The sequence below is a fragment of the Microvirga sp. KLBC 81 genome, assembly GCF_003075415.1.
In the GTDB taxonomy this organism is placed as follows: Bacteria; Pseudomonadota; Alphaproteobacteria; order Rhizobiales; family Beijerinckiaceae; genus Microvirga.
Window position 1 is genome coordinate 37,741 of record NZ_QDAH01000031.1, and the last position, 26,700, is coordinate 64,440.

The 26,700-nt window shown below is 61.2% G+C and carries 25 protein-coding genes, 1 tRNA gene and 2 pseudogenes; 27 read left to right on the forward strand and 1 reads right to left on the reverse strand.

The window, feature by feature from the left end:
* The first annotated feature begins 24 nt into the window (after positions 1-24).
* The 21 genes and pseudogenes from DC522_RS18395 (at position 25) to phbB (ending at position 22,310) form a co-directional block, all read left to right on the forward strand.
* Entirely contained in the window at positions 25-432 is a 408-nt protein-coding gene (locus DC522_RS18395) for a VOC family protein (protein ID WP_116530130.1), read from the forward strand.
* Positions 432-1,205, forward strand: coding sequence for an SDR family NAD(P)-dependent oxidoreductase (locus DC522_RS18400; protein WP_116530131.1), 774 nt, complete (start codon positions 432-434; stop codon positions 1,203-1,205). The genes DC522_RS18395 and DC522_RS18400 overlap by 1 nt, the downstream gene beginning before the upstream one ends.
* A gap of 54 nt (positions 1,206-1,259) precedes the next feature.
* The gene (locus DC522_RS18405; protein ID WP_116530132.1) at positions 1,260-1,697 is read left to right on the forward strand and encodes a VOC family protein; all 438 of its coding nucleotides are present in this window, start codon (positions 1,260-1,262) and stop codon (positions 1,695-1,697) included.
* 128 nt (positions 1,698-1,825) lie between these two features.
* Positions 1,826-2,959 (forward strand): ABC transporter ATP-binding protein, encoded by a 1,134-nt coding sequence (locus DC522_RS18410; protein ID WP_116530133.1) that lies wholly within the window; start codon positions 1,826-1,828, stop codon positions 2,957-2,959.
* Positions 2,959-3,873, forward strand: a complete 915-nt coding sequence (locus DC522_RS18415; RefSeq protein ID WP_116530134.1) for an ABC transporter permease — start codon at positions 2,959-2,961, stop codon at positions 3,871-3,873. The genes DC522_RS18410 and DC522_RS18415 overlap by 1 nt, the downstream gene beginning before the upstream one ends.
* A 97-nt stretch (positions 3,874-3,970) precedes the next feature.
* A complete protein-coding gene (locus tag DC522_RS18420; RefSeq protein WP_165820208.1) occupies positions 3,971-4,717 on the forward strand; it encodes an ABC transporter permease in 747 nt (248 codons plus the stop codon).
* A gap of 131 nt (positions 4,718-4,848) precedes the next feature.
* Positions 4,849-6,435 carry a GMC family oxidoreductase gene (locus DC522_RS18425; protein WP_116530136.1) on the forward strand — a complete coding sequence of 529 codons (1,587 nt, stop codon included), beginning with the start codon at positions 4,849-4,851 and terminating at the stop codon, positions 6,433-6,435.
* A gap of 197 nt (positions 6,436-6,632) precedes the next feature.
* The gene (locus DC522_RS36900) at positions 6,633-6,764 is read left to right on the forward strand and encodes a hypothetical protein (protein ID WP_256369871.1); all 132 of its coding nucleotides are present in this window, start codon (positions 6,633-6,635) and stop codon (positions 6,762-6,764) included.
* A 12-nt stretch (positions 6,765-6,776) separates the two neighbouring features.
* Positions 6,777-10,214: a pyruvate carboxylase gene (locus tag DC522_RS18435; RefSeq protein ID WP_116530138.1), complete on the forward strand. Its 3,438-nt coding sequence runs from the start codon at positions 6,777-6,779 to the stop codon at positions 10,212-10,214.
* Positions 10,215-10,444: 230 nt separating this feature from the next.
* Positions 10,445-11,044, forward strand: a complete 600-nt coding sequence (locus DC522_RS18440; protein ID WP_116530139.1) for a VOC family protein — start codon at positions 10,445-10,447, stop codon at positions 11,042-11,044.
* Positions 11,045-11,112: 68 nt separating this feature from the next.
* Positions 11,113-11,361, forward strand: a pseudogene (locus DC522_RS18445) (IS6 family transposase); the annotation flags it as partial.
* Positions 11,361-11,468 (forward strand): annotated as a pseudogene (locus DC522_RS18450) (3-hydroxyacyl-CoA dehydrogenase family protein); the annotation flags it as partial. The pseudogenes DC522_RS18445 and DC522_RS18450, both read left to right, overlap by 1 nt.
* Positions 11,469-11,573: 105 nt before the next feature.
* Positions 11,574-11,906, forward strand: a complete 333-nt coding sequence (locus DC522_RS18455) for a hypothetical protein (RefSeq protein ID WP_133239304.1) — start codon at positions 11,574-11,576, stop codon at positions 11,904-11,906.
* A gap of 291 nt (positions 11,907-12,197) precedes the next feature.
* Positions 12,198-13,769, forward strand: coding sequence for a Re/Si-specific NAD(P)(+) transhydrogenase subunit alpha (locus DC522_RS18460; RefSeq protein ID WP_116530141.1), 1,572 nt, complete (start codon positions 12,198-12,200; stop codon positions 13,767-13,769).
* 10 nt (positions 13,770-13,779) lie between these two features.
* Positions 13,780-15,210 (forward strand): NAD(P)(+) transhydrogenase (Re/Si-specific) subunit beta, encoded by a 1,431-nt coding sequence (locus DC522_RS18465; protein ID WP_116530142.1) that lies wholly within the window; start codon positions 13,780-13,782, stop codon positions 15,208-15,210.
* Positions 15,211-15,280: 70 nt separating this feature from the next.
* Entirely contained in the window at positions 15,281-16,171 is an 891-nt protein-coding gene (panB, locus tag DC522_RS18470) for a 3-methyl-2-oxobutanoate hydroxymethyltransferase (protein ID WP_116530143.1), read from the forward strand.
* Complete coding sequence (gene panC / locus DC522_RS18475) at positions 16,171-17,097, forward strand: pantoate--beta-alanine ligase (protein ID WP_116530154.1); 927 nt, start codon at positions 16,171-16,173, stop codon at positions 17,095-17,097. The genes panB and panC overlap by 1 nt, the downstream gene beginning before the upstream one ends.
* Positions 17,098-17,102: 5 nt before the next feature.
* Entirely contained in the window at positions 17,103-17,795 is a 693-nt protein-coding gene (locus DC522_RS18480) for a hypothetical protein (RefSeq protein ID WP_133239305.1), read from the forward strand.
* 173 nt (positions 17,796-17,968) lie between these two features.
* The gene (locus DC522_RS18485) at positions 17,969-18,250 is read left to right on the forward strand and encodes a hypothetical protein (protein ID WP_205769675.1); all 282 of its coding nucleotides are present in this window, start codon (positions 17,969-17,971) and stop codon (positions 18,248-18,250) included.
* Between the two features lie 1,490 nt (positions 18,251-19,740).
* Positions 19,741-21,549 (forward strand): class I poly(R)-hydroxyalkanoic acid synthase, encoded by a 1,809-nt coding sequence (phaC, locus tag DC522_RS18490; protein WP_116530145.1) that lies wholly within the window; start codon positions 19,741-19,743, stop codon positions 21,547-21,549.
* Between the two features lie 35 nt (positions 21,550-21,584).
* On the forward strand, positions 21,585-22,310 hold the full coding sequence (gene phbB / locus DC522_RS18495; RefSeq protein WP_116530146.1) for an acetoacetyl-CoA reductase: 726 nt from the start codon (positions 21,585-21,587) through the stop codon (positions 22,308-22,310).
* 131 nt (positions 22,311-22,441) lie between these two features.
* Here phbB and DC522_RS18500 read toward each other — a convergent pair whose 3' ends face one another.
* A complete protein-coding gene (locus DC522_RS18500) occupies positions 22,442-22,810 on the reverse strand; it encodes a phasin family protein (protein ID WP_116530147.1) in 369 nt (122 codons plus the stop codon).
* A 370-nt stretch (positions 22,811-23,180) separates the two neighbouring features.
* Between DC522_RS18500 and DC522_RS18505 the strand changes: the two genes are divergently transcribed.
* The 6 genes from DC522_RS18505 (at position 23,181) to DC522_RS18525 (ending at position 26,344) form a co-directional block, all read left to right on the forward strand.
* Entirely contained in the window at positions 23,181-24,155 is a 975-nt protein-coding gene (locus DC522_RS18505) for a phasin family protein (RefSeq protein ID WP_165820209.1), read from the forward strand.
* 139 nt (positions 24,156-24,294) lie between these two features.
* Positions 24,295-24,370: transfer RNA gene (locus DC522_RS18510), tRNA-Ile, on the forward strand.
* Positions 24,371-24,450: 80 nt separating this feature from the next.
* Positions 24,451-24,663 carry a hypothetical protein gene (locus tag DC522_RS18515; RefSeq protein ID WP_116530149.1) on the forward strand — a complete coding sequence of 71 codons (213 nt, stop codon included), beginning with the start codon at positions 24,451-24,453 and terminating at the stop codon, positions 24,661-24,663.
* Positions 24,660-24,923, forward strand: a complete 264-nt coding sequence (locus DC522_RS18520; protein WP_116530150.1) for a hypothetical protein — start codon at positions 24,660-24,662, stop codon at positions 24,921-24,923. Before DC522_RS18515 ends, DC522_RS18520 begins: the two co-directional genes overlap by 4 nt.
* A gap of 454 nt (positions 24,924-25,377) precedes the next feature.
* Positions 25,378-25,509, forward strand: a complete 132-nt coding sequence (locus tag DC522_RS36905) for a hypothetical protein (RefSeq protein WP_256369873.1) — start codon at positions 25,378-25,380, stop codon at positions 25,507-25,509.
* A gap of 136 nt (positions 25,510-25,645) precedes the next feature.
* Complete coding sequence (locus DC522_RS18525; RefSeq protein ID WP_133239306.1) at positions 25,646-26,344, forward strand: hypothetical protein; 699 nt, start codon at positions 25,646-25,648, stop codon at positions 26,342-26,344.
* Positions 26,345-26,700 lie beyond the last annotated feature (356 nt).

Sequence of the window (26,700 nt, forward strand, 5' to 3'; positions counted from 1 at the left end):
ATCATCAGGGAGGCTCTTCGCCCAATGAAACTCAAGATCCAACATGTTGCCGTTATGGCAGACGACGCCAAGGAACTTTCGAAGTTCTATCGCGAGGTCCTCGAACTTGAGCCGATGCATACGCCTGCCGCCACCGAGATCGACGTCGACACCTACAGGTGGTTGAAAGCCGGTGACAGCGAGATCCACATCGTGCAGCGTGATGACACCGTAGCTCCGCGCCTTGGCCTCAGCATCGACCCGATGAAGGCGCACTATGCCTTCGAATGTGAAAGCGTCGAGCAGATCCGAGAGATCACCGAGCGCCTGACCAAAGCCGGGGTCAAGTGGATGGACTGGTCGCCGCACGGCATCCCCGGCAAGCACCAGGTGTTCATGATCGATCCAGGTGGCAATCTGGTTGAGTTCCAACTCGGCGGAGGGAAGGCGTGATGGTTCGGCGGGTTGCCTTTATCACTGGCGGAGGCTCAGGCATCGGCCGGGCTAGCGCGCAAGCCCTTGCGCGAGCTGGTATGAATGTCGTTGTGGCAGACATTAACGAAGCGGCTGCACACACGGTCGCTGCCGAGGTAGCGGAACTCGGCACAGAGGGACTGCCGCTGCGCTGCGATGTAACCAATGAGGACTCCGTTCGTTCGGCCATCGAGCAGACCGAGGCCCGGTTCGGTCGGCTCGACGTGCTGGTCACTTCAGCTGGCGTCGATCTCCATAAGGAGCTTGGCGACATTGAGCTCGAGGACTGGCGGCGGGTGATGGATATCAACGTCACCGGGACCTTTCTGTGCATGAAGCACGCGCGGAGGCTGATGCTGCTCAACAGCTACGGTCGTATCATCTGCCTTGGATCTTCGTCGGGCATCTATGGCATGGGTTGGCCGGCCTACTCGGCAGCGAAGGCTGCGCTTAACGGCCTAGCGCTGTCGGCGGCGCGCGAACTCGCGCTCAACGGAATAACCGTCAACGTAGTCGCTCCGGGCCCTACCGAGACGCCGCTATCACTCGACCTTTGGGCCAACAATCCCGGCCGACGCGAACGACTGGAATCGACCGTGCCGGTAGGCCGTGTCGCAAAGCCGGAGGAGATCGCGGCCGCAATCGCCTATCTGGCATCCGAGGATTCAGGTTTCGTAACGGGTTCGACCCTGGTGATCGATGGCGGGCTGACCTCGCTCATGCGTCGGCCGTTGCCTCAAGCCATGCCTTGAGCAGTGCATACAAATTCATTCTGCCCGCAGGGCAGGTTCGCAACAGGATACAACATGACAGAGATTGCTCAACGCACGGGGGAACCCCGGCTCAAGGAAATCTTCAACTTGGGTGTCAAGGCGCCCAACGTGGAGGCGGAGAAGGATTTTTTCGCGGCCTTCAATCCGGACCGTACCTTCATAATGGACCGATCCAATTCCCCGTCCGGCCCGATGCAGGTCCCGGCCGTTGAAATCGGCGGTGTCAAGTTCTTCTTTTTCTCGACCCTTGCCTATGATGGTGAGCTGGCCGAGCCGCATCCGGGTGGCATCAGCCACGTCTCTTTCATGGTCGACGATCTTGACGAATTAGTTGCCAACCTTTCGCAGCAGGGAATTGAGCCATTCAGAGGCCCCTACGAAGTAGATGTCGGTGACCTCGGTCGCCGCAAGGTCGTGTTTTACCGATCTCCGAACGGTACAATTCTCGAACCGCAGGAACTCTTGGAGTAAAATACCTCAGGCCCACGCATGGGGCACAGCGTGGTACAAACTTACCCAGGAAAGCCGGCGTAAATCAACGGAAAGGGGTCCGAATAGAAGGCCCCCATCCATCAATTGCATGAGGGAGGAGACTTAAAGTGCATGACCATTCCAAATTCCAGCATAACAATACAGTCCTGCAACTCTCAGGAGTTCAGAAGTATTTCGGCACGGTTCCCGCCGTCGAGAATGTCGACCTGACCGTCGGGAAAAATCAGCTCGTTACGCTTCTTGGGCCTAGCGGGTGCGGAAAAACAACGACTTTGCGTATGATCGCCGGCTTTGAGTTTCCGACAAGTGGGCAAATCATCATCGATGGCAAGGACGTTACATACCTGGCGCCGAACAAGCGCGAGATTGGCATTGTATTCCAGAGCTACAGCCTCTTTCCCCACCTGCGAGTATCCGACAACGTCGCTTACGGGCTGAAACGCCGGGGCGTTGAGAAGGAAGAGCGCATGCAAAGGGTTCGCGAGGCTCTAGAGCTTGTCGATCTTGGCAAGTACGGCGACCGTTTCCCGAGCGAATTGTCCGGTGGGCAGCAGCAACGCGTCGCGCTTGCTCGTGCGATCGTCATTCGTCCGAAAATCCTCCTGCTCGATGAACCGCTTTCCGCGCTCGATGCAAAGCTGCGCCAGCGAATGCGGTTCGAGATTAGGCACCTTCAGCGCCAAATTGGGATGACCACGGTGCTCGTAACGCACGACCAGGAAGAAGCCTTGTCGATGTCCGACCATATCGTCGTCATGAACAAGGGGAATGTCGAGCAGGAGGGAACGCCCGCAAGTATCTATCAGAAGCCGAGAACGTCTTTTGTCGCGAGTTTCATCGGTGAGACGAACCTCTTTCATGGGCATATTCACAAGCCCGCCCATGCCGAGGGATTCATGTTGTTCAAAGCCGACTGCGGGTTCGAAGCATGCATCCGTAATAACGACAGGCTGGAGCCTGGCCGGAGGGTTCTGCTCAGCTTGCGCCCTGAAACACTTTCGATTTCGGCGAGGGAGGCAATCCGACCCGACGCGCCGAACGTCCTTGGAGGGACGATTCTGGGCATAAACTATCTCGGTGCGCGAACGGTCTTCGAGATCAAGACGGCCACGGGCGAGCTTCTCGTTTCCGTCCAGAACGATGCCGGTTCCGCCCGTGAGGTACACAACACCTTCACCGAAGGGCAGGAAATCAACCTGTCGTGGACGCCGGATTCGTGCCAAATCGTCGAGGCTGACTGATGGTCAATCGAGTTGAAGCTATTGCCAGTCCATCATCGCTGACTCCGCCGGCTACGGCCGCTGCTCCGAGAAAGCCACCAAAAACCCGCTACGGCATTCTGCTGATGCCGAGCATTGGAACGCTCCTTGCGTTCTTCATCGTTCCGCTGACGATCATGCTCGCCTACAGCTTCCGGAAGTTCACCGGACCCGCGCAGGTTGGGCAGGTCCAGTATGTATTCGAGAACTATACAAAGTTCTTTGCCGATTTATTTTACTGGGAAGTTCTCGGGCGGACTTTGATCGTTGCGGCAATCGTCGCGACGATATCCGTCATCATCGCCTACCCTGTGGCATACACGCTTGCCCGGTCGAAGTCCCGGTGGAAGGGACTGATGATTGTCATTGTCGTTCTTCCGCTTATTACCAATCTCGTCGTGAGAAACTACGGCTGGATGGTGATCCTTTCGGACAATGGCCTTCTCAACACGTTTCTTTCATCGATTGGCCTGCCGACATTCACTCTGATGTTCACAACGACCGGTGTCATCATCGCCCTAACACAGGTGCTGACTCCGTTCGCGGTGTTTTCGCTGTACGGCGTCATCCAGCAGATCAATCCTCAGCTCGAAGAAAGTGTGCGGGGATTGGGTGGCACGAGCTGGCACGTCGTCAAGGATGTCCTGATACCGCTGAGCTGGGCCGGGCTGCTGGCTGGATGGCTTCTCATCTTCGTACAGGCGGTGGCTGCCTTCGCAACGCCGTTGTTGATCGGCGGTGGTGGAAAAGCGGGCCAGCTCCTCGCAACTCTCGTGTTCACCGACGCGACATCGACGCTAAACTGGCCTTTCGCTGCCGCAACCAGCTTCATTATCACCGCGATCGTCCTGATGCTGATCGCTGTACAGGGATGGATGCTCCGTGGAAAACGTTAACAAACCGACACGTTCGCCCGCTGCAATTCCAGCACGGAGTTCGCGGCCGATCTTCCACACTGGCCAACTGCTCATGTTGGCAAATGTGATCGTCTGTATGTTCCTTCTGGCGCCGATCCTGATCGTGATCATCACGTCGTTCAGCGCTGACCAGTTCATGCAGTTCCCGCCGAGCGGGTGGTCCCTGCGCTGGTACGTCACCTTCTTCGAGGACGAGAGATTGATGAACGGTCTGCTGCTCAGCACCGGTCTGGCGCTGGTGACAGCTGCCGTGGCAGGCACTGTTGGGAGCATGGCGGCCTTCGCTTTGACCAGGATGAAATCCCGGTACGGCGAGCTGATCCGCTCCCTGCACACAGCGCCTTTGATCACGCCGGGCGTGGTCACGGGGTTAGCGATGTTAATTTTCTTCAGCACGCTGGGATTGCGCGGCTCGTTCCTCGCGCTCGTGGTCGGCCACGTCGTCCTATCAATTCCCTTCGTTGTGCTGATCGTCGTGGCGGGGCTGCAATCTTTCGACAAATCGATCGAGGAGGCTGCCGTGAGTCTTGGTGCGAGCAGGCCGGTCGCCTTCATCACGGTAACCATTCCCGCAGTGAAGACTTCAGTGATCAGCGCTGCCGTCTTCGCGTTCCTCAACTCGTTCGACGAAGTGGTGGTCACGCTGTTCCTTCCCGGCCCTCGCACGAAGACTCTTCCCGTGGCGATGTTCGAATATATCCAGCACAATCTCGATCCCCTGCCGGCGGCTATATCGACCGTGCTTATCGGCATCGCGATGCTGGTCGTTTTCGCCACGGCCCGCTTCGGGACGATCGGACGACTCATGGGGCAGCGTGTATAGCCCGGTTCGCGCTCGCTCAACTCGGGTGAGGGTTGTCGCGTCTGCGACGTGCCTCACTCGAGAGCGCGCTCGTTCAGCTATCCTACATATCTCAGTGTCGACGGCAGGTTGTTACGTGTGAGTTCCACGACATGATAGAAGATGCGGGCGAATACGATTTTATTGTAGTTGGCGCCGGCTCCGCAGGTTGCGTTGTCGCCGCGCGCCTCAGCGAGTCTGGTCGTCACAAGGTCTTGTTAGTCGAGGCCGGACCCGAGGACAAGCATTTCTGGATCCATGTTCCACTCGGCTACGCCAATGTCTTTGCCGATCCGCGGATCAACTGGATGTTTGAAAGTGAGCCGGAGCCGGCGCTTTATAATCGGACGATGTACCAGCCTCGTGGCAAGGTCCTAGGAGGTACGAGTTCGATAAACGGTATGATCTACATTCGCGGCAATCGCGAGGACTACAATGGCTGGCGCGCGAGTGGGTGCGACGGGTGGGGATGGGACGATGTCCTGCCCTACTTCAAGAAAGCGGAAGGTTCTGATGGATTGAAGGTCGCGCCGAACCCCGTCAAGCACGAACTCGCCGAAGCGGTGCTACGTGCCGCACAGCACGCTGGATTGCCATACACTCCCGACTTCAACGGCGATCAACAGGAGGGGGTTGGTTACTACCGCTTCAATATCTTCAAGGGTCGCCGGTGGAGCACCGCCAAGGCCTATCTGGAGCCGGCGCGCACGCGAAAGAACCTGCGTATAGTCACCGGCGCTCATGTTTCTCGCGTATCGGCGCACGAAGGCAGGGCAACCGGCGTCGTGTACGACAAGGACGGAGTGACCTTCGAAGCCAAGGCGAAAGCGGAGGTCATCGTGTCCAGTGGCGCCTTCGGCTCGCCGAAGCTGCTGGAGCTTTCCGGGATTGGAGATGCCAGGCGTCTCAGCAGCCTCGGCATCGAGCCGAAGCTCGACCTTCCGTCAGTGGGCGAAAACCTGCAGGACCATTTCTACACGCAGCTGATGTTCAGGTGCACAAAGCCAATAACAATCAACGACTTTGCCAATAGCTGGCCTCAGAAGATTATTGAAGGTGTGAAGTACCTAGTATCGAGGAGAGGAAAGCTAGCCTCAAATCACCTCTACGTCGGCGGCTTCACGCGAAGCACCTCGGGACTGGATAAGCCAGACATACAGTTCAACATGACCGCCTGGAGCGTGGCTGAACGGACTGCTGCGGGCGCGAAGCCCCATCCATTCTCCGGCTTTTCGTTAAGTCCCGTTCATATTAACCCGGATGCTCGCGGCGCCGTGCACATCTCGACTTCGGACTCGCGCAGACCGGCCTCAATCCGGTTTAACTTCCTGGAGAGCGAATACGATATGCAAGCAATGATCTACGGCGTCCGGCTGATGCGAACCATAGCCGAGCAAGCCGAACTGCGGCCCTATGTGGCGGAGGAGATCCAGCCTGGTCCGAGCGTGAAAACTGACGAGGAGATCGTCGAGTTCCTGCGCCGCAAGGCAGTATCTAATCTCCATGCAGTCGGGTCATGTCGAATGGGACCGGACAGGATCAACAGCGTGGTCGATCCGCAGTTGCGTGTGCACGGCATTGAAGGTTTGCGGGTAGTGGACGGTTCGATCATGCCCCGCATCGTGTGCGGCAACACGCATGCAGCGACTGTCATGATCGCGGAGAAGGCCTCGGACATGATCCTTTCTGCGGTTAGGTAGCCCAAGTGCTCGGAGGACGGTGGCCAGCAGCGATGCGGAACTGCTGCGCGATGGCGCGCCGCGTCCGCGCTCTCGGCCTTTGGGGCAAGTTATGCGTTCTTTCGAAACAGATGAAGCATGCGCTCGCAAGTTTCTGCCCTAACGCGGACGAGGTTGCCTGGGCGCGAAAGGTCTTGGCCAGCGGAGAGGTGGCGGCCATGGTCGAAGATGCCACGGTGGATGAGCCAGTGCGCCTGCCGGCGCTGCAGATCACGGGGCTAGCCACAGGGGAAATTTGCCTGATCCCAAATGTGCCTGATGCCAAATGGCGTCAGGTCCTTTCAGCCTAACAGAGAAGAGCCATGACCGAGTTCAGGAAGATCCTCGTCGCGAACCGTGGGGAGATCGCGATCCGCGTGATGCGGGCGGCAAACGAACTGGGCAAGAAGACCGTCGCCGTCTATGCCGAGGAGGACAAGCTGGGCTTGCACCGCTTCAAGGCAGATGAGGCCTATCGTATCGGTGCTGGGCTTTCTCCCGTGGGTGCTTATCTCTCGATCCCCGAGGTCATCCGGGTAGCGAAGATGTCAGGGGCGGACGCGATCCATCCCGGCTATGGGCTTCTGTCGGAAAATCCCGAATTCGTTGAGGCCTGCAATGCGGCCGGAATCGCCTTTATCGGTCCGAAGGTCGAGACGATGCGGGCGCTCGGCGACAAGGCATCGGCGCGACGCGTCGCCATCGCGGCGGGCGTGCCGGTGATCCCGGCGACCGAGGTCTTGGGCGATGATTTCGACGCGATCCGGAAAGAGGCGGCGGAGATCGGCTATCCGCTGATGCTGAAGGCCAGCTGGGGCGGTGGCGGGAGGGGCATGCGCCCGATCTACGGGCCGGACGAGCTCGAAGCCAAGGTGCGCGAGGGGCGGCGCGAAGCGGAAGCCGCCTTCGGCAATGGCGAGGGCTATCTGGAAAAGATGATCCAGCGCGCCCGTCACGTCGAGGTGCAGATCCTGGGCGACAGGCACGGCCACATCTATCACCTGTTTGAGCGCGACTGCACCGTCCAGCGCCGCAACCAGAAGGTCGTCGAGCGCGCCCCGGCCCCGTATCTGTCGCCCGAGCAGCGCGCCGAAGTCTGCGAGATGGGCAAGCGCATCTGTGCCCATGTCAATTACGAGTGCGCCGGCACCGTCGAGTTCCTGATGGATATGGATACGGGGCAATTCTACTTCATTGAGGTGAATCCCCGCGTGCAGGTCGAGCATACCGTGACCGAGGAGGTCACCGGCATCGACATCGTTCAGACGCAGATCAGGATTGCGGAGGGTGCGACGCTGGCCGAGGCAACGGGCGCGGTACGCCAGGAGGACATCACGCTTTCCGGCCACGCACTGCAATGCCGCATCACGACGGAGGACCCGCAGAACAACTTCATTCCCGACTACGGGCGCATCACCGCCTACCGCTCGGCCACCGGCATGGGCATCCGGCTCGACGGCGGCACCGCCTATTCGGGGTCGGTCGTGACGCGCTATTACGACTCGCTCTTGGTGAAGGTCACCGCCTGGGCGCCGACACCGGACCAGGCCATCGCGCGGATGGACCGGGCGCTGCGGGAGTTCCGCATCCGGGGCGTCAGCACGAACATCGACTTCGTGATCAACCTGCTGAAACACCCGACCTTCCTCGACAACACCTACACCACCAAATTCATCGACACGACGCCCGACCTGTTCCAGTTCCAGAGGCGCCAGGACCGGGCGACGAAGATCCTGACCTATGTCGCCGACATCACCGTGAACGGGCACCCCGAAACGGCGGGGCGACCGAAACCCGCAGCGGAGGTGAAGACGCCGAAGGCCCCTGCGCCGAAGGGCGAGGTCCAGCCTGGGACCCGGCAGCTTCTGGACGAGAAGGGGCCAAAGGCCGTCGCCGACTGGATGAAGGCGCAGAAGCGGTTGCTGATCACCGACACGACAATGCGCGACGGGCACCAGTCGCTGCTGGCGACGCGCATGCGATCCATCGACATGGTCCGCGTCGCGCCGACCTATGCGGCGGATATGTCGGGCCTCTTCTCGGTGGAATGCTGGGGCGGAGCCACCTTCGACGTAGCCTACCGCTTCCTTCAGGAATGCCCATGGCAGCGTCTGCGCAGCATCCGCGCGGCAATGCCGAACATCATGACGCAGATGTTGCTGCGTGGTTCGAACGCTGTGGGCTACACGAACTATCCCGACAACGTGGTGCAGGCCTTCGTCGCTCAGGCCGCGAAGTCGGGGGTGGACGTGTTCCGCGTCTTCGACTCGCTGAACTGGGTCGAGAACATGCGCGTCGCCATGGATGCGGTGATCGAGGCGAATAAGGTCTGCGAGGCGGCGATCTGTTATACTGGCGATTTACTGGATCCCGCGCGCGCCAAGTATGACCTCAAATACTATGTCGGCATGGCGAAGGAACTGGAGAGAGCCGGTGCCCATGTGCTCGGACTCAAGGACATGGCGGGCCTTCTGAAGGTGCCCGCCGCCAAGGCCCTGTTCAAGGCGCTGAAGGAAGAGGTCGGGCTGCCGATCCATTTCCACACCCACGATACGTCGGGCGCGGCGGCGGCGACGGTGCTGGCGGCGGCCGAGGCCGGGGTGGATGCGGTGGACGCGGCGATGGACGCCTTCGCGGGCGGCACCTCACAGCCCGCTCTTGGGTCGATTGTTGAGGCGCTCCGCTTCACCGAGCGGGATACCGGGCTCGACATGGCGACCATCCGCCAGATTTCCATCTACTGGGAGCATGTGCGCGCGCAATATGCAGCGTTCGAAAGTGGCCTTCAGGCCCCCGCGTCCGAGGTTTACCTGCACGAGATGCCGGGCGGGCAGTTCACTAACCTCAAGGCGCAGGCCCGCAGCCTCGGGCTGGAAGAACGGTGGCACGAGGTGGCTCAGGCCTATGCCGATGCGAACCGGATGTTCGGTGACATCGTGAAGGTCACGCCGTCCTCGAAGGTCGTGGGCGACATGGCGCTGATGATGGTCGCGCAGGGACTGACCCGCGAACAGGTCGAGGACCCGAATGTCGAGGTTGCCTTTCCCGAGTCGGTCGTGGACATGATGAAAGGCAACCTCGGCCAGCCCCCGGGCGGATGGCCGGAGGGGATCCTGAAAAAGGTGCTGAAGGGCGAAGTGCCCTCAACCGCACGGCCGGGCAAGGACCTGCCACCCGTCGATCTGGAAGCGGCGCGCAAGAAGGCCGCCGACGTCACGGGGACCGAGATCGATGACGAGGACCTGAACGGCTATCTGATGTATCCCAAGGTCTTCACCGACTATGCCAGCCGCCACAGGACGTATGGCCCGGTCCGCGCCCTGCCCACGAAGACCTTCTTCTACGGGATGGAACCGGGCGAGGAGATCTCGGTCGAGATCACCCCAGGCAAGACGCTGGAAGTGCGTCTGTTGACGGTGGGCGAGACCACCGACGAGGGCGACGTAAAAGTCTTCTTCGAGCTGAACGGGCAGCCGCGGGTCATCCGCGTGCCCAACCGTCTGGCCAAGGCCAAGACTGCCGCCCGGCCCAAGGCGCAGGAGGGCAATCCCGCCCATGTCGGCGCGCCAATGCCGGGCTCCATCGCCTCGGTCGCCGTGACTACAGGTCAGAAGGTCAATGCAGGCGATTTGCTGCTGACCATCGAGGCTATGAAAATGGAAACCGGCCTCCATGCCGACCGCGCCGCGACCGTCAAGGCAATCCACGTCACACCCGGCGCGCAAGTCGACGCAAAGGACCTGCTCATCGAATTGAAGTGAAGATACGTAAGAGCTGAGAGCACAGAGAAAAGTTCATGGACAACAAGGATCTGTGCCATCAAGTACCGCGAGCTGCACGGCATTCCGGCCAGTTGGGGCACGGCTGCGAGGGCTCCAGCGGGCGCCTCGGAACGTTCATGTCGGATTCGACAGAGCGCCCGTCATTGTCACAACGGCGAGCGAGCCGTCCCATTCGCTAAGTCCGTCAGCACAGATATTGGAGAAGTGATATGTTACCTGCGTCAGGCTCTTCGCTGGAGTTCAGTTTTCTCGGTCAGCGCATGCAGATGGGATTTGTCGTCAAAGACCTGGACGCCGCGCTTCGATACTGGACAGAAGTGCTCAACGTGGGGCCTTTTGTCGTAATCGGGAATGCGATCGCAGGACGCCGGGTTGTCTACCGCGGAAGCGAGACGAACATGGAGTTGACGCTCGCGTTTGCCTATATGGGAGACGTGCAGATCGAACTGGTCTATCCTAGCAACGATGCCGCCTCCCAGTACAAGGAGTACATCGAGAGCGGTCGTGAGGGACTTCATCACGTCGCCTACTGGCCAGAAAGGTTTGAGAGCGTTTGCTCCCGACTTGAGGCGTCTGGCTTCTCGGAGGTTTGCTCAGTTTATGGAGCAGATGGTAAGCGCGCCGTCGTGCATTATGATCCTCCGGGTCACATTGGGGTAATGATCGAACTGGTTCCGTCATCGCCAGCCAGGCTCGCGTATTTCTCACGAATGCAACGCTTGGCGGCCGAATGGGATGGAGCTCGCCCGATTCGGCGATACGACAGCCTAGATGCCTTTCTCGCTTCCGGCGAGGGCGCCGACGGATGATATCCGGATCTGTCGCAAACCCATCTGTAACTGGACTCGGCACACGCCTCGAAGGCTTGGGGTGCGTAATGTTCAAGGGTCGGCATTTTGATCAATCAGCGATCTTGCTCTGTGTCCGCTGGTATCTGGACTACAATCTGAGCCAGAGGAATCTTGAAGAGATGGTGGCCGAGCGCGGCATCTCGGTCGATCACGGGGCCGTCCATAGATGGAGCATCCGCTACTCGCCCAAACTCCTTGAAAGGTTCAACCGCGAAAGGTTCAACCGCTGCAAACGCACTTTCACCGGCAGGTGGCCCGTGATGGAACGTATAATCGCCCCTGTCCGCTTCACGTGAAATATGTGGAGGCCGGCTGGCTCGGCCGGAAGACACAGCGCGGCTTCTACGATTATCGCGGCGAGCACCCGGTTCCAACCCGATAGGACGTGGGGAGGGATGAATAACATCGCAAAGCTGTCGCTACACCGATGCGGCGCCTCTTTGCACAATTCACGCAGGTTTCTGTACGAGTGGAATTGGAGATTCGAGTGCTGGGTCTTCATGTGGTGGCGAAATCGAACGAGAAGATCAGCCGGGCTGTGCCAAAACAATGGATCTCAGGGCCTACTGAACGGGGAGATCTGTCCATGCTGTCGTCGCCTATAAAGGCATCCGCCTTGCCGCCCGAGCTGCCCTTGGCTCACGACCAGAAGCACTGTCTATTTCAGATCACGAGAGTTGAGAAATGCAGGCAAAAGAACTGTGCCGCCATCCGTCATATGATCAACGAACACGATCTCTATTTGGCTAACGCGGAAGCACTGTTTTTTGTCCATGGAATAGCAAGATCTTCTATCACTGAGCAGAAATATGGAAATTAGAACTCTTGCAAGAGCCGTTCCCGTTCAGCTAAGCAACAGTGCAATCACAGATGCTTCATTTCGGATATTTGAGCGCTGTTTGGAAGTGCATTGTAGCCGCGGTCGCGTGCGATGCAGCCCTTGTTCAGGCGTGAGGAGAAGAATTGTGATCAACTCGCTCCGCCACGCCATCAAGACTCATGACGTCCTGCTGCCGGTTCTGAAGAACGTACGAGCCTTGAAGAAGGTGTCCCACGTTCAGGCAAGGCCGGATTGATGCCTAGGTCCTGCTGATCGAACTGGAGTAGTACAATGAAAATCGGAGCGCCAAAGGAGATCTTCGAAGGTGAAGCACGCGTTGCAATGACGCCGGAATCTGCGCTGCAGCTGCAAAAAAACGGGCACGAGTGCTTTGTCGAATCCGGAGCCGGTCTTGCGGCCGGTTTTTCCGATGCAGCCTATGAAGCAGCCGGCGTGACACTCATTAATTCCGCAGCCGAACTGTTCGATACGGTCGACGTCGTCACCAAAGTGCGCCCGCCGACGGAGGACGAGGTCAGCCGCCTGTGCCCGGGGCAGACGCTGATCTCCTTCTTCTGGCCGGCCCAGAACCCGGAGCTCCTCGAGCTCTGCCGGGACAAGGGCGCCACTGTCATCGCGATGGACATGGTGCCGCGCATCTCGCGGGCCCAGAAGATGGACGCGCTCTCGTCCATGGCCAACATCGCCGGCTACCGCGCCGTGATCGAGGCTGGCAACGCCTTCGGTCGCTTCTTCACCGGCCAGGTCACCGCCGCCGGCAAGGTGCCGCCGGCCAAGGTCCTGGTGGTGGGCGCAGGGGTGGCAGGCCTCGCCGCCATCGGCACCGCCACCAGCCTTGGCGCGGTCACCTATGCCTTCGATGTCCGGCCGGAGGTGGCCGAGCAGATCGAGTCCATGGGGGCCCAGTTCGTCTTCCTCGAGTTCGATCAGACCCAGGACGGCGCCGCCACCGGCGGCTATGCCGCGCCGTCCAGCCCGGAGTTCCGCGAGAAGCAGCTCGCCAAGTTCCGGGAACTGGCCCCGGAGATGGACATCGTCATCACGACCGCCCTGATCCCAGGCCGGCCCGCGCCGAAGCTGTGGACGGACGACATGGTGCAGGCGATGAAGCCGGGCTCCGTGATCGTCGATCTCGCGGCCGAACGGGGCGGCAACTGCGAGCTGACGGTGCCGGACCAGACGATCGTGACGGAGAACGGCGTCACCATCATCGGCACCACCGACTTCCCCAGCCGCATGGCCGCCCAGGCCTCGACGCTGTACGCCAACAACATCCGCCACTTCCTGGCCGACCTGACCCCCAACAAGGATGGCGTCATCCACCACAACATGGAGGATGATGTCATCCGCGGCGCCACCGTCACGCACCAGAGCGCGATCACCTATCCGCCACCGCCGCCGAAGGTGCAGGCGATCGCCGCGGCCAAACCGAAGGAGAAGCCGAAGGAGCTGACGCCGGAGGAGAAGCGGGCGCAGGAGGCGGCTGCCTTCAAGGCCCAGACCCGCACGCAGGTGGGGCTGCTCGTGGCCGGCGGCGTGCTGATCGCCCTGGTGGGTGCCTCTGCACCGGCCAGCTTCATGGCTCACTTCATCGTCTTTGCCTTGGCGTGCTTCGTCGGCTTCCAGGTGATCTGGAGTGTCAGCCACTCGCTGCACACGCCGCTCATGGCGGTGACCAACGCCATCTCCGGCATCGTGGTGCTGGGCGCCCTGCTGCAGGTCGGCTCCGGCCATAGGCTGATGGTGGCCCTCGCCTCGCTCTCCTTCCTGATCGCCACCATCAACATCGTCGGCGGCTTCCTGGTCACGCGCCGGATGCTGGCCATGTTCCAGAAGTCGTGAGGATCCCCCGATGAGCTTTGGTCTTGTCTCTGCCGCCTATGTGGCGGCCGCCATCCTGTTCATCCTGTCGCTGGGTGGCCTCTCCGGCCAGGAGAGCGCCAAGCGCGCTGTCTGGTACGGCATTGCCGGCATGGTGCTCGCCGTGGGTGCCACCGTGTTTGGCCCCGGCGTCGGCAACTACGCGGTGATTGCCGCCATGCTGGTGATCGGCTCCGCCATCGGCTGGTATGTGGCGAAAAAGGTCGCGATGACCGCGATGCCGCAGCTGGTGGCGGCGCTGCACTCGTTCGTGGGTCTCGCGGCGGTGTTCATCGGCTTCAATGCCGATCTCGAGCTCACCCGCGTGCTGGCCCTGGACGAGGCGTCGCGGAGTGCGCTCACCGGCTTTGCCGGGGTGCTGGCGCACAAGAGCGGCGTGGAGATCGCGATCCTGAAGGTCGAGGTCTTCCTCGGGGTGTTCATCGGCGCGGTGACGTTTACCGGCTCGGTGATCGCCTTCGGCAAGCTGGCCGGCAAGGTCGATGGCAAGGCCAGGAAGCTGCCGGGCGGGCACGCCCTCAATGCCGGGGCGGCGCTGCTCTCGCTCGTCCTCCTGGTGCTGTACGTGCAGGGGGCGGGGATCTGGGCGCTGGTGGCGATGACGCTCTTGGCGTTCTTCATCGGCTACCACCTGATCTTAGGGATCGGCGGCGCGGACATGCCCGTGGTGGTCTCCATGCTCAACTCCTACTCGGGCTGGGCGGCCGCGGCGATCGGCTTCACGCTCGGCAACGACCTCCTGATCGTCACCGGCGCGCTGGTCGGCTCCTCGGGTGCGATCCTCAGCTACATCATGTGCCAGGCGATGAACCGGAGCTTCATCAGCGTGATCCTCGGCGGGTTTGGCACCAGCACAGGCCCGGTGATGGCGATTGCCGGCGAGCAGGTCGCCATCGATGCCGATGGGGTCGCCACAGCCCTGGAGGAGGCGGACAGCATCGTGATCGTGCCGGGCTACGGCATGGCGGTGGCGCAGGCGCAGCAGTCGGTGTCGGAGCTGACCCGTCGCCTGCGGGCCAAGGGCAAGGACGTGCGCTTTGCCATCCACCCCGTTGCAGGCCGCCTGCCGGGGCACATGAACGTGCTGCTGGCCGAGGCGAAGGTGCCGTACGACATCGTGCTGGAGATGGACGAGATCAACGAGGACTTTGCCGACACCGACGTGGTGATCGTCATCGGCTCGAACGACATCGTCAACCCAGCCGCGCAGGAGGATCCGAACAGCCCGATCGCCGGCATGCCGGTGCTGGAGGTGTGGAGGGCCAAGCAGGTGTTCGTCTCCAAGCGGGGTCAAGGCACCGGCTATTCCGGGATCGAGAACCCGCTGTTCTACAAGGAGAACACCCGCATGTTCTACGGCGATGCCAAAGCCAGCATCGATCTGCTCGTGCAGGCGATCTGAAGCGGCTGACGCGGAGCATTCGACTGAGCACTTTTCCGCCTCTTGCACCACATGGAACGAGAGAACTGCCATGAGCCATTTGCCTCCGCCTGACAGGCCAGCCACCACCATCCCGTTGCTTCAGCAGTGGGCCCGGGACAGCCGGCGGCTGGTGATGACCACAGCCTATGATGCGGTCACGGCCCGCTTGGCTGATCCCATCGTCGACATGATCCTGGTGGGCGACAGCGTCGGCAATGTGTGCCTCGGCTTCGACAACACGCTGCCGGTCAGCATGGCGATGATGAACCATCACCTTGAGGCGGTAGCCCGCACCAGGCCCCGCGCCCTGCTCGTCGCCGACATGCCGTATCTCAGCTATCACCTCAGCCCCGAAGAGACCCTGCGCAACGCGGGCGGCTTTCTCCAGCGCGGGGCGGCGGCGGTGAAGCTGGAGGGCGGCGCCAAGCGTCTGGCGATCGTTCGCGCGCTCATCGATTGCGAGATCCCGGTGATGGGTCATCTCGGCCTGACGCCGCAGAGCGTGCACGCCATGGGCGGCTTCAAGGTGCAGGGCAGGGGAACCCACGACGCGGTCCAGATCCTGGAGGACGCCCATCGGCTCCAGGAGGCCGGCTGCTTTGCGCTCGTGCTCGAGGGCATCCCCTCCGAGCTCGCGGCAAAGATCACCCAGACCCTGAGCATCCCCACCATCGGCATTGGGGCCGGCCCGCACTGCTCCGGCCAGGTGCTGGTCCTGCACGACGTGCTCGGGCTGACACAGGGGCATCGGCCCAAGTTCGTGCGCACCTATGTCGATGGCTTTGACCTGCTGCAGCAGGCCCTCTCACACTGGGCCGAGGACGTGCGCCGCAGCGTGTTCCCGTCAGCCGCAGAGTCCTATTCGCTGCCTGCTGCCTCCCAGAAGGCAGTCTGCACCTGGGTGAAGCCGCAATCCGGCGACCAGTCAGAGGCCAGATGATGCAAACCTTCCGCACGATCAAGTCCCTGACCCAGTGCCTGAAAGCCTACCGCGCCTCAGGCCTGCGGGTCGGCTTTGTGCCCACCATGGGTTTCCTGCACGAGGGCCATCGCGCGCTCATCCAGGAGAGCGTCGCGTGCTGCGACATCACCGTGGTGAGCATCTTCGTCAATCCGACCCAGTTCGGCCCTAACGAGGACCTCGACCGCTATCCCCGAGCGCTGGAGCGGGATCACGAACTCTGCCGCACCGCCGGCGTGAGCCTGATCTTCGCCCCCGACGCCGGCGAGATCTACCCGCCCGGCTTCCAGACCTCTGTCGAGCCTGGGCCTGTGGCCGAACCGCTGTGCGGCGCCGTCCGACCGGGACATTTTCGGGGTGTGGCCACCGTGGTCACCAAGCTGTTCCACATCGTCCAGCCGGATGTGGCGTTCTTCGGCCAGAAGGACTTTCAGCAATGCGCCGTGATCCGGCAGCTGGTGCAAGACCTGAACCTGCCGGTGGAGATCGTGACGGTGCCCACCGTGCGCGAGGCCGACGGGCTGGCGCTCAGCAGCCGCAACAGCTATCTGAGCCCTGCCGATCGCGAGCGTGCCCGCTGCCTCAGCCAGGGCCTGTTCGCCGCTCAGGCGGCCTTCCAGGCCGGAGAGCGCGATAGCCAGAGGCTGGTCGAGACGGCCCGGGCCCACCTGACGGAAGTCGACCAGCTGCAGTACCTTGAGCTGCGGGATGCCAACACGCTGGAATCCATCCAAGGCTCGGTGGAACAACCCGCCGCGCTGTGTGTCGCCGCCTATATCGGATCCACGCGCCTGATCGACAACGTGCTCCTGACCCCTCCGCCGACAGCTCTGTCCGATCACGAGCTAGAGTTGGTCTCGCATGCAATCAATCGGCAGGACACGGTCGCCGCGGAAGGACTGTGACCGTCATGACGGCACGATCTCAGACCGATGCTCTCATTCAGGACCTGAGCACCCGTCTGATTGCTGGAGCGACGGCCACCGAAACACTCCTGGCTTGGTGCGATGAGCATGGCCTCTCGCAGGGACCGATCAGCGTCGCGTGCCGTCAGCGGCACGTGCTTGCAGCCGTGCCGGACGATGTCCGTGCAGCTTTGAGACCCGCCGCAGGCGAAACGGTCCATTTCCGGCAGGTTCAGATCATGCGTGGCCCTCTGCCGCTCGCGACGGCGGAGAACTGGTTCGTGCCCCAACGCCTGACGGCCGGCATGAACGATGTTCTGCAAACGACCGATGTGCCGTTTGGGACCGTTGTTGCTCCACTCCGTCCCTCGCGTCGCACCCTCGCTGCCCGTGCTCAGCCTCCCGCTGTTGATCCGTCTGAGGATCCGTCGCGGCTCAGCGCCTCAGCGCACCCGTCCCAACCTGCTATCATCCTGGAGCATAAAGCGCTGATCTGCAGCGGGACCGGGACGGCACTGGCGCTCGTGAAGGAGAAGTTTTTCGCCGAACTCGTCTCATTGGCGGCCGCAAAGCCATTTTTGAGCCGAGATCTCGATGGGAGAGCGCGAGCCGGATCAGCGCCGCAGCATGTGAGGCTGAGCGATGACAACCCAACCGGACCTGACGTTTCACGCCTTCCAGGATCCTGGCACGATTGAGGAGATCCAGGAGCTGGATCACCGGATCCGGTTTGGACCGACGCACACCGGGTGGGTGTCCTTTGTGGCGCGTCGAGGCCAACGTCCGGCCATCGTTCTCGCGACTGATCGCGAAACCCTGCTCGCGCAGTCGCACAAGCTGGTCGAGCAACGGATTGAGAGGAGGAGGTGAGGTGAAGGGCTATCATCTTCGGCAGCTGGCGTCCGGCAGCTATGACCTTTTTCTGGGAGAGGAGATCATCGGCAGCGTTGTCCGCTGCGGCACGAACGGCAAGAACACCACATGGATTGTTGAGCTTCTGGATGACAGCCCGTCGGCTCCGCGTCCCTCTCCCTTTACAGCGGTCGAGGAGGAATTCGAAACCTCGGACGAGGTGTGCCGGTGGCTGGGAGGCGCTTCGGTCCGGCCTCTCCGCAAAGGCGATGAAGTGTCGGCACTGCCCGTTCAGCGATGAGATCACCATCGCATCTCATCGGCCCGTCTCGAATGGCTGCGCCTTAGGCGAAGGGGACTTAAACTGTGCTGGAGGTCATCGTAGCTACAAGCTGTGCTTGCAAGAGTGCGCACGAGATGTGGAGCGACATCCAAGTCGCGCCGCATGCTAGCACTTGCTAGCTGGGCGATAGGCTCCCCCGAGAGGGCGTCCACTTAGCCTTTATGTTTTGAACGATGTCATGTTGAGCCACATTGTGAAAGATCGATCCGGAACGATCATTGATCTTCTTCTCGTGGTCTCTGCCTCTTCATCTGCGCTCACTGTCGTCTACTTATGCTCTCAACTGCCATAGGTATCACCGGAGCAGGCTAGCATCTCATGTCAGAGGCATGAGGTGGGGTGGGGCAGCGGCGTTTCGTCAGCCGGCGCATGAAATGGCCGTGCTGGTGCTGTAGCATGTGCAGCGTCTGACAAGGCTCCCGTGTAGCCAGATGCTGCCGAGCACTGGGGTCCAATAGGACTCTGACGCCGTCATGCTTCGTGACAGATGAGAATGTGCGTCACCGCCACAGCTGCTGCAGGGATGAGTGTGTGAAACCGATGAAACATATTCTTCTACCTGCAGTACGCTGTGTCGGAAGCATGCATCCAATGCAGCCCTTTCATGAGGCATGTTGCATTGCAAATAGGTCGAATGCAGCCAATATGGGCATTGGCTGATTTCAACGCGGCACCGCTTTTCTTCCTCCCGGCGCTGCCGTGTCGGCCGTTCCCTCTGGAAGGTTTTGACGTTTTGTCGGACCTCACTTTATGCCGGGCCTTTGGCCCGGCTTTTTTATTATCTGCCGTACGTGGCCGTGGGCGCGTCTTAGCGAAAAGCTGGACACCAGGCATCGCAACTTTAGTCTCGCTTCGATCGGCAGGTGCTCACCAGCCCGAACTAACGAGCATGGCTGAACTTGTGCTCGCAACATCGTGGGGCACGTTGGCGTGCATGAGCATGATGCATCGGACCACTGTCTCACTGATAGAACCGCGCTGATCATGATCAGAGGCTCGCAGTGTCACGACTGCAACGTCAACTGAAGAGTTTGCGCCATTTCGGCGGAATTACTGTCTTGCTGTGTCGGCTTCCAGACAGACGCAGAAAAGTTTTCCGATAGAAATCCGGGTATTCCAAGGTACGACACTAGCGGGAAGGCTCATGACCTCGAGAGACTCTGTCATTCATTGTGAACCAAGACCTCTCCTTGCAGTCATTTCCCAGCCATCCGGTCGCCTGGCCACCTCGTTCTGCCCTGTGTCAGACGCATCATGATCAATGGCGTCGCGGTTGCTCAGACGTTCGAAGAGCGGGCGAGATCATCCACCTGCAGATCAAGCTCAGGACATAACACTGTCATCCGCTCATGCTCACGGTGGCGCGGCGCTAATGCATAATCCACTCCGCATCAGGGCGAACAGAGACTTGCCTTGGATCCAGTCATCACCGTCGACAGGAGCTGACTATGACCACTGACGGACAATCTGAGACTTTGGCGAACTCTGGGCTTGCGGTGACAGATCCCTACCGCTTTGCCACCAACATGGCTCGTCTGGTGGCTGAGGCCGGCAAAGCCGCAACAGCCTACATCCAGCCGCAGATCGGTACCTTGCCTCTGGCGCGGGCCGGTGACATCACGCCAGCTCTGAATACCTTTGCTCAAGTGCAGCAGGCCTGGCTCACACAGCCGCGAACGGTCCTCGAGGCCCAGTCCAAACTCTGGCAGGCCTATGTCGATCTCTGGAACTCATCCATGCGCCAGACGCTGGGCATGGAGGGGGTTGAGGTTACTCCGTCCACTCTCAAGGATACACGCTTCAAGGATCCGGCCTGGACCGAGCACCAGTTCTTCGATGCCCTCAGGCAGTCCTATCTCATCACCTCGCATTGGGCCGAGCAGCTGGTCGATGCAACGGAAGGTCTTGATCCGGAGATTCAGCACAAGGCCCGCTTTTATACCAAGCAGATCATCAACGCGCTGGCGCCCTCGAATTGGATCTTCACCAATCCCGAACTCCTGCGCGAGACCTTCGCGTCGGACGGCGAGAACCTCGTGCGCGGTATGCAGTTGTTGGCTGAAGACATCGAGCGCGGAGGCGGGCAGCTCAAGATCCGCCAGACCGATCCAACCCAGTTCGAGGTCGGCCGCAATCTCGCCGTCACCCCGGGCAAGGTGATCTATCAGAATGCCCTCATGCAGCTGATCCAGTATGCGCCGACGACGCAGAAGGTGCTTAAGCGGCCGCTGCTGATCGTGCCACCCTGGATCAACAAGTTCTACATTCTCGACCTCAACCCGGAGAAGTCGTTCATCCGCTGGGCCGTTGACCAGGGGCACACCGTCTTCATCATCTCCTGGGTCAACCCGGATGAAAGCCTCGCGACGAAGTCGTTCGAGGACTACATGCGCGAGGGTATCTTCGCGGCCCTGGACGCCGTCGAGCAGGCCACGGGCGAGAAGGCCGTGAATGCCGTCGGCTACTGCGTCGGCGGGACGTTGCTCTCGGCAACGCTGGCCTACATGGCAGCAACGGGCGACACGCGCATCAAGAGTGCAACGTTCTTCACCACGCAGGTGGATTTCCGGCAGGCCGGCGATCTGAAGGTGTTCTCGGACGAGGATCAGATCCGAGCGATCGAGCGCGACATGGCCCAGCGCGGCTATCTCGACAGCAGCAAGATGGCGAGCGTCTTCAACCTGCTGCGCTCGAACGATCTGATCTGGCCCTACATCATCAACGTCTACCAGAAGGGGCAGGAGCCGCTGCCCTTCGATCTGCTGTACTGGAATTCGGATTCGACCCGCATGCCGGCCGCCAACCACAGCTTCTATCTCCGGCGCTGCTATCTGCAGAATGACCTATCGGAGGGCCGGATGGAGTTTGGCGATACCAGGCTCGATCTGTCGGCGGTGACTATCCCGATCTATCATCTCGCCGCCCGCGAGGATCATATCGCACCACCGCATTCGGTGTTTGCCGGGGCAGGGCGCCTCGGCGGGCCGGTGACCTTCGTGCTGGCCGGCTCCGGGCACATCGCCGGCGTCATCAACCCTCCATCTCGCGGGCGCTATCAGTACTGGACCGGCGGAGCGCCGGAGGGATCGCTTGAGACGTGGCTCGACAAGGCCGAGGAGCATCCCGGCTCGTGGTGGCCGCACTGGCGGACTTGGGTGGAGGGGCAGGATCGCAGGCGGGTCAAGGCACGGGTGATTGGCGCTGGCGACCTCAAGCCGATCGAAGATGCGCCAGGCAGCTATGTCCGGGCGCAGTAAAACAACACGTCAACCCAGCATGGAGAGGAAACAGCATGGCGCGCGTTGCATTGGTCACCGGAGGCACTCGCGGCATCGGCGCCGCGATCTCGTCGTCCTTGAAACAGGCCGGCTACAAGGTTGCCGCGAATTATGCCGGCAATGACGAGGCGGCAAACCAGTTCAAGTCAGAAACCGATATTCCCGTTTTCAAATTCGACGTTTCCGATCCGGCAGCTTGTGAAGCCGGCATCCGGGCCGTGGAAGCAGAACTCGGACCCATCGACGTTCTGGTCAACAACGCGGGCATCACCCGCGACGGCATGTTCCACAAGATGACCTTCGATCAGTGGTCCGCCGTGATCCGCACCAATCTCGATTCCATGTTCACCTGCACGCGTCCCGTGATCGAGGGCATGCGCGAGCGCGGGTTCGGGCGCATCATCGTCATCTCGTCCGTCAACGGTCAGAAGGGCCAGATGGGCCAGGCAAATTACTCCGCCGCGAAAGCCGGTGTGATCGGGTTCGCGAAAGCGCTCGCGCAGGAGAACGCCAACAAGGGCGTCACCGTCAACGTGATCGCGCCCGGCTACATCGCCACCGAGATGGTGAAGGCCGTTCCGGAAGAGGTGCTGAAATCCAAGATCCTGCCGCTCATTCCGGTGGGTCGCCTCGGCGAGGCGGAGGAGATTGCGCGCGGTGTGCTGTTCCTCGCCAGCGACGAGGCAGGCTTCGTGACCGGCTCGACTCTCACCATCAACGGCGGCCAGTACATGGCCTGACCGGATTCGCCGCGTTGCCTGAAAGGGTGCCTCTGATGATCAGATTGCCCCGACGGGAGCTAGGCCCTGCCCGACAGCAAAACGCCCGGCGTCATAGCCGGGCGTGCAAAGCAGGGAGCCGAAGCCTGTCCTTACTTGGCGCGGGTCGTGGGCTTCGCAGGGGCGAAGGTCGACTGCGCGGCAGAGTAGAGGGCACCGAACGGCGCAAAGCTGTCCTGCGCCAGCTTCGTATAGAGATCACGGGTCTTCGTCGATTGAGCAACGAACCCCGCGTAGGCGTTCTTGACGTAGTCGGTCTGGATCTCGATCGCCTTGTCGAGCGACCTGACGCCCACGAGCTTCTCGAAGGTGGCGGCGTTCTGCTCCAACGACTTCTTGGCGTAGTCGGCCGTCTCGAAAGCGATCACCTTCGTGCCCGTGGCGGCGACCTCAATCGCCTTCACGGTCGCGTCGAAACTGTCTTTGCCGAGCTTCTGAACGGCGTCAAACTGCTGGTTCATGGGAGTTCTCCAAAACGGGCATGGGCCCTCTAACACGTAGCCGTTCACAAGTTCGGCTGATCTCTTATTGTGCAGAGCACAATGAATGTCAACGGACATTGTGCAGCGCACAATACCCGCATTCGGGTCTTAATGCGCCGTTTGTTCGGTCAGCCCGCGATGGCGCTTGCGCCTTCATGCTGCACTGCGATATGAATTGTAGCGCTTCGTGACCGCAGCGACGCCCTTCCAGATGCAAGCCTCACGAAGCCTGCCTAGTTCAGCGTATCTGTCCAGCGTTCTTTCACCACCCGTGGAGAGATCCAAGCCCGTTGCCGCTGCAGGCTCTGTGCGGTCGATGGTGCCGGATCCTCCGCCCTTTCTGCGAGGAATGATGACCAACCGAACCATCGGCCAAACTCCGCCTGATAAAGCCAACGAACTCTTTGCCCAGCTGCTTGGCACAGCCAACGATGCCGTTGAGGCCCGCGAACAGCTGCTCGCGAGCCTGGCACAGGAGCTGGATCTTCTGGCCACTCTGCAGGAGCAGCACCTCTTTCCGGTGCTGGAGAACCACCCGGAGACTGCCGAACTCGTCCGTGGGGCGCGAGACGACAACCGGCAGACCAGGGCTCTGCTGGACAAACTCGGGGCCATGCCGAAGGACAGCGATGCGTTCCTGGCGAAGGTCGAGGAGCTGAGAAAGGTGTTCCAGCAGCACATCCGCAACGACAAGAACGAACTGCTGCCGGTGGTGCTGAAGGTCTTGAACGAGGATGAGGTCGAGGCCGTGGTCGAGAAGGTCGAGGAGGAGATCGCCGAGGCTGCGCGAGCCGCTAGCGACCAGCCGCCGGCGCGGCGCAGGAAGGCCACACGGGCACAGCGCACAAGCGGCAACAACCTGCTGGCTGCAGTTGAGGCTGCCCCCGAAGCCGTCCAGGACCTGGAGCAGGAGGTCCAAGCGATGGCTCAGGCCAGCCGGCGTGCCGGCTCCGAGATCGTCGACCGCGCCACCGAGGTCACTGATCGTCAGGGGCAAGCGGCATCCAACCTGCTGGATCATGCGCCCGAATACCTTCAGGCGATCGCCCGCTCCAACAGGATCCTGGCCGGTGGGGCCGGCACGATTGCACTGGAATGGTTCGGCCTCAGGCAGGAGCGCCTGCTGAAGAACCTGGATGGCATGAATGATCTCCTGGCCTGCCGCTCTTTGCCGGATCTCGTGAGCCTCCAGAGTTCTCTCCTGCGTCAGAACGCCGAGAGCATGATCCGGAACACGCAGCGTCTTGCGCAGATCTCGGCCCAGATTGCGCAAGAGGCCACTCGGACCATCATGGCTCCCGGGGCTGAGCGGCCCACCGCCTGAAGGCTCTGCATCGAAAGCACTCCCGGCTCTGGCGCCGGGAGTGGGGCAGGCCTCGTCAGAAGACAAACCCTCTCTTGGCCCGCCATGTCCGTGTTGGTATAGCCGAAGTGCCGACGATCCGGCGTGGTGCCTCGGATCAGGGCCTGTAGCTCAATGGTTAGAGCTGGCCGCTCATAACGGTCTGATTGGGGGTTCAAGTCCCTCCAGGCCCACCACTCACTGGTCCATCCAAGCACGAGGCGGAGACGACAGTCCGGTGTATGCCGTTTGAGAGCCAAGACCTGCTATCACGACCATGACTGACCCGCATCACCTTCAGCAAGCCGAGCTTGTGGAACACAAGGGCTATCAGATCCGCCTCAGCCCGAGTAGCTTGGAATGGATGGCGTTCGTGGCCCGGCCCAAGCAGCGCCCGACCCTGATCATGGCTCCGGATCGGGCGGCGGCTCTTGCGAAGGCCTACGCATGGATTGAGGCGCAGCTCGCCTCCGCCAAGGATGCACAGTGACCTACAGCCTGATCCAGCTCGCACCCGGCGCCTATGATCTGCTCCTGGACGGGGAGATCGTGGCTAGCGTCGTCAGGAGTGGCTTGCGGCAACCCTACACCTGGACCGCCGAGCTGCTGGAGGATCTGCCACGGAGCAAGAGGCCTTCTCCGTTCCAGGACCTTGAGCACGATTTCCCGTCCCTGGAAGAGCTGTGTGCCTGGCTCGGCTCCCCGAAGGTCAAGACCAACAATCGGCGTAGTGGCGCTCAGGGCTTGTGAGAGTGCGGCGACAGTTGCGCTGCGAGCACCTTGGTCACGCGGGAAGCGGTTCATCCGTGCACACCACCTTGTGAAAGCGCCCCGGCTGAGGTGCTGTCCGAACCTCAACCAGGGCGCTCGTGTGCCAAGGGAATGACACACATCTTCGATGTAGGCCCATCAGGTTGCTCGACAATGCCATCGCAATGGCAGCTTTTCCATTCACAGAATGACGCCTCATCGCCACCACTGAGATCCGTCTCACCAGGTGGTGCGTACCGCGCATACATGGGCTTGCCGACCATGTGACGGGCGGAACACGACAGCCCGCCATGGGCAAGAACTAGGGCGGGCTGTGTGTCCTTCCGGGTACAGACAGGACCCGGCCAATCGAGCATATGACGTCTGCATTAGCGCTGCTCATCGCAGCGAACTTCCATTGCCCAGACCAAGTTCATCCTGAAGGTATTTTGCCATGCGTCAGACCGATGTCGCAGCCCATGACCTTGATCTCATGCTCGGCGCCAGGCTCACCCAAGCGGCCCTCCGCTTTGTCGCTAGCCTCGGAGTTTTGATCGGCGTGAGCCTCCTGCTGGCGAGCCTGTAAAGGGCGTCTCCCGAGGCCCGTGCTCCTCGGCAGGCCAGACCATCATCAGCAGCATCAGCTTTCCCTCTCAAGAGCGTGCCCTAGCTTCAGGGCAGGGCAAAAGCCCGTCAACCAGCTTGTGAGAGAGGCCCACCGCGTGCCGATGCAGCGCCTGTTCATCATCGCTCCGTCTCTGGCGCGCCTGATCCGGAAGGAGAGGGGAAGCGAGCGCGTGCAGGAGGGCTACTTCCCCGACCAGCCCGACCGCAGTGCCTTCGTGCAGATCGAGGAGACCCGCAGCAGCCTGATCCTCGAGGCTGGTGGTGACGCGGCGGCTGAGGAGCGGGCGGACCTTCCTTTAGCCCATGCGCAGGCCCTGCTGGCGGTCAGCCAGGGCCAGGTGGAGTATGTGCGCACCCGGCTCTCGATTGGCGCGGGCGAGATCCAGGCACTGCATTTCGTCAGGCCCGGTTCGCTTGATCTCGTCATGGTGACTGGTGCGCCGGAGGACGAGCAGGACTTGCAGCCGCTGCTCTGGTTCGGGCCGGAGGTCAGCGCCGAGCCCGCCTACCAGCGCCGGCGCTTGGCTCTGGATGGTACTCCGGACGCTTCAGAGGTGGACCTCACGGATGCAGCCCTCCACAGCATGCTCGACCTGCTGGAGAACCGGTTCACAACTTGGCCGCTGCCGCACGAAACCGGGGTGTCAGACGAGCCGACTGTGGATGCCTCTCCGCCTTCGGATGCTCTTGCGCCCGAGCCAGAGACCGAGGCAGATCAGGAGGCTGATGATCTTGGCATCGAGGACACGGTCATTCGCGAACTCGCCCGCTCTCTGCAGCCGCGGCGGGGCTGATGGAGTGCAGCACCTCCAGGAAGTGTCAAACACGGGCACCACATTCCCACAAGCCTTGCGCAAAGCGATCTCTGGTGAGCGTTGGTAGGGGATTACCCAACCGGCTGATCTCGTGTTTCTGCGGGACAAGAGCAACACTTCAGAAGGTATTCTGACAATATCCCAAGCGCACGCAGGCTGCACAGCCAAACCTGAGGTCGGCAATGACTCCTGCTGTTGACGTCGGCCATCCAAGCTCCTAGGTCAGCAGCTTTCCAAGCTCATGATCGGCCCATAAGATGAACCGCGCCGAATTTTCCGGAGGCTGATTGGCTTGGATTTTACGCGGCCATCGGCATGACCTCAAGCTGGGCACA

Coding starts and splice junctions, on each gene's coding strand:
- DC522_RS36900 (WP_256369871.1), top strand. CDS start 6,633: ATGGTCGAAGATGCCACGGTGGATGAGCCAGTGCGCCTGCCGGCGCTG.
- DC522_RS36905 (WP_256369873.1), top strand. CDS start 25,378: ATGCGTCAGACCGATGTCGCAGCCCATGACCTTGATCTCATGCTCGGC.
- DC522_RS18515 (WP_116530149.1), top strand. CDS start 24,451: ATGACTGACCCGCATCACCTTCAGCAAGCCGAGCTTGTGGAACACAAG.
- DC522_RS18420 (WP_165820208.1), top strand. CDS start 3,971: ATGTTCCTTCTGGCGCCGATCCTGATCGTGATCATCACGTCGTTCAGC.
- DC522_RS18405 (WP_116530132.1), top strand. CDS start 1,260: ATGACAGAGATTGCTCAACGCACGGGGGAACCCCGGCTCAAGGAAATC.
- DC522_RS18425 (WP_116530136.1), top strand. CDS start 4,849: ATGATAGAAGATGCGGGCGAATACGATTTTATTGTAGTTGGCGCCGGC.
- phbB (WP_116530146.1), top strand. CDS start 21,585: ATGGCGCGCGTTGCATTGGTCACCGGAGGCACTCGCGGCATCGGCGCC.
- DC522_RS18400 (WP_116530131.1), top strand. CDS start 432: ATGGTTCGGCGGGTTGCCTTTATCACTGGCGGAGGCTCAGGCATCGGC.
- panC (WP_116530154.1), top strand. CDS start 16,171: ATGCAAACCTTCCGCACGATCAAGTCCCTGACCCAGTGCCTGAAAGCC.
- panB (WP_116530143.1), top strand. CDS start 15,281: ATGAGCCATTTGCCTCCGCCTGACAGGCCAGCCACCACCATCCCGTTG.
- phaC (WP_116530145.1), top strand. CDS start 19,741: ATGACCACTGACGGACAATCTGAGACTTTGGCGAACTCTGGGCTTGCG.
- DC522_RS18435 (WP_116530138.1), top strand. CDS start 6,777: ATGACCGAGTTCAGGAAGATCCTCGTCGCGAACCGTGGGGAGATCGCG.
- DC522_RS18415 (WP_116530134.1), top strand. CDS start 2,959: ATGGTCAATCGAGTTGAAGCTATTGCCAGTCCATCATCGCTGACTCCG.
- DC522_RS18465 (WP_116530142.1), top strand. CDS start 13,780: ATGAGCTTTGGTCTTGTCTCTGCCGCCTATGTGGCGGCCGCCATCCTG.
- DC522_RS18395 (WP_116530130.1), top strand. CDS start 25: ATGAAACTCAAGATCCAACATGTTGCCGTTATGGCAGACGACGCCAAG.
- DC522_RS18460 (WP_116530141.1), top strand. CDS start 12,198: ATGAAAATCGGAGCGCCAAAGGAGATCTTCGAAGGTGAAGCACGCGTT.
- DC522_RS18480 (WP_133239305.1), top strand. CDS start 17,103: ATGACGGCACGATCTCAGACCGATGCTCTCATTCAGGACCTGAGCACC.
- DC522_RS18440 (WP_116530139.1), top strand. CDS start 10,445: ATGTTACCTGCGTCAGGCTCTTCGCTGGAGTTCAGTTTTCTCGGTCAG.
- DC522_RS18505 (WP_165820209.1), top strand. CDS start 23,181: ATGATGACCAACCGAACCATCGGCCAAACTCCGCCTGATAAAGCCAAC.
- DC522_RS18500 (WP_116530147.1), bottom strand. CDS start 22,810: ATGAACCAGCAGTTTGACGCCGTTCAGAAGCTCGGCAAAGACAGTTTC.